1 protein-coding gene is annotated in these 2,099 nt (G+C 42.2%); it reads right to left on the bottom strand.

What is annotated here, in order from left to right:
- Positions 1-187 precede the first annotated feature (187 nt).
- Complete coding sequence (locus GPK60_RS00785; RefSeq protein ID WP_215658669.1) at positions 188-1,537, bottom strand: MATE family efflux transporter; 1,350 nt, start codon at positions 1,535-1,537, stop codon at positions 188-190.
- Positions 1,538-2,099 lie beyond the last annotated feature (562 nt).

Genomic DNA, 2,099 nt, shown 5'->3' on the forward strand with positions numbered 1-2,099 from the left:
ACTATTGAAACCGCCGTGTACCGAACGGTACGCACGGTGGTGTGAGAGGACGGCGGTTAGTCACCGCCTCCTACTTGATTTGTGAACGAGTAATGGACGAATTCACAATGCCTTCTTTCTGTTGCAGTATAGCATATGTAGCTTTGAATTGCAACATTCTTTTTGAAAAATATATTATATTAATTTATCAACGTAACTCTTTGCGTATGCTTATTATCATAACGAGAAAGCACAGGCTGCCTCCGATAATATTTGAGATTGGTTCTGCAAGGAATACGCCGTCTGTTCCCATATGAAATGCATATGGGAGCAGATAAGTCATAGGAATAACGATGATTACTTTACGGAGCAGGGAGAAGAAGATCGCCTGTTTCTTTTTGTTTAAGGATTTAAATATAGTCTGTCCGATGTATTGCAGAAGCATGAAAATAAATGCTCCGAAATACAGTTTCATGGCAGGGACGGCATCTGCCAGCAGACTCTTATCAGAACTGAAAATGCTGATCAGAAATTCCGGTGCAAGAATGATCGCAAGCCATGCCAGCAGTGTATAAATGAGTGCCATGATTCCCATGGTAACAGCTGCCTGTTTTACACGTTTGTAACGATGAGCACCATAATTGTAGCTGATAACAGGAGAAGAACCTTCCGTGATTGCATAGATTGGTGTCTCAACCAACTGACGCACGCTGGAGATGATTGTCATGACAGAAATATAGAGCGTTCCGCCGGTGACAGAAAGTACGTGATTGCAGCAGATTGTTACCAGGCTGTTCGTCAGCTGCATGATAAATCCGGCAGTTCCGAGGCTGATGATATTTTTCGCATATTTTGAAGAGGCACGGATTTCTTCTCTGTGCAGCAGACGAACCTTGTATTCTGCCTTGCAAAGCAGAAAATGAAGTACGAAAGCAGCCGACAAAATCTGTGAGATGACGGTTGCGATTGCAGCACCCCGGATTCCCATGCCGAACGCAAAAATAAAGATCGGATCAAGGATCAGGTTGGCAACAGCACCGATCACCACCGAGATCATACCGGTGGTCGCATATCCCTGGGCGTTGATAAAAGGATTCATGCCGGTCGCGACCATGGACGGAAACGTTCCGAGCAGATAGATCATCAGATAAGGACAGGCATAGCCAAAATTCTCACGGTCAGCACCAAACAGCGTGAGAATGGGTTTTGCAAAGATCAGACCGGTCAGCATCAGAAGGATTGAGCAGAGCGTCAGCATGGAAAATGAAGTATGCATGATCTGACAGGCATTTTCGTGATCACCCTTTCCACGCTCGATCGAAAAGAGCGGTGCACCGCCGCTTCCGAACAGGTTGCTGAAAGCAGTGATGATCACAATGATCGGAAAACAGAGTCCGACCGCTCCAAGAGCCGTTGTGCCGATATCCGGGATACGTGCAATATAGATGCGATCCACGATATTATAAAGCAGACTCAGAATCTGAGCGATCAGCATGGGCAGAGCCGCTTTTAAGATATTGTCGGTGATTTTTCCGTTTTCAAAATCAATTTGTTTCAAAGTAAACAGTCCTTTCTTCGTTGGTGTTTCTGGTAGTTAAGTATAACATGAATCAGGCGAAATGGAAACGCCAGGTGTTTTGCTAAAATGCTTTCTGACAAAGAATATTAGTACATGTGCAAATAAACGAATTCCCCGAAAGGCACTTAAGCGAAAGTTTTTTCTTTCCAGTGGGAGAAACATAAATAGTTTCTTATTATTTATGTTGACTTTAATTATGCTTTTAAAATGTATTGAAATAATGAGAGCTATATGTTAATATAATTTCAAAGCATATTTCTTAACATTCTTGGCATCCTGCCATCTATATTTTCTAAATTCACATTTCAGAAATTCATGCTTTTCAATCAAACAAATCAATTTAAAAAGCAGGAGTTTCAAACTGTGAAAAAGAAAGAACAAACAGACAGTATGGTATCACACTTTTGTACACTCCTGCATAAGGAGGTACAGCCTATGGCTCAAAAAGAACGAGCAACTGTAAATCGTTAAGGAAAGAATCGAAGGTGGTGCAAACGAAAAAGCAGTATGGAGACTTTTCATTAACTGCCCTTTCGTTTGC

Origin of the sequence: Ruminococcus sp. MCC718, from assembly GCF_018783905.1 — a bacterium.
GTDB classification, from domain to species: domain Bacteria; phylum Bacillota; class Clostridia; order Lachnospirales; family Lachnospiraceae; genus Hominisplanchenecus; species Hominisplanchenecus faecis.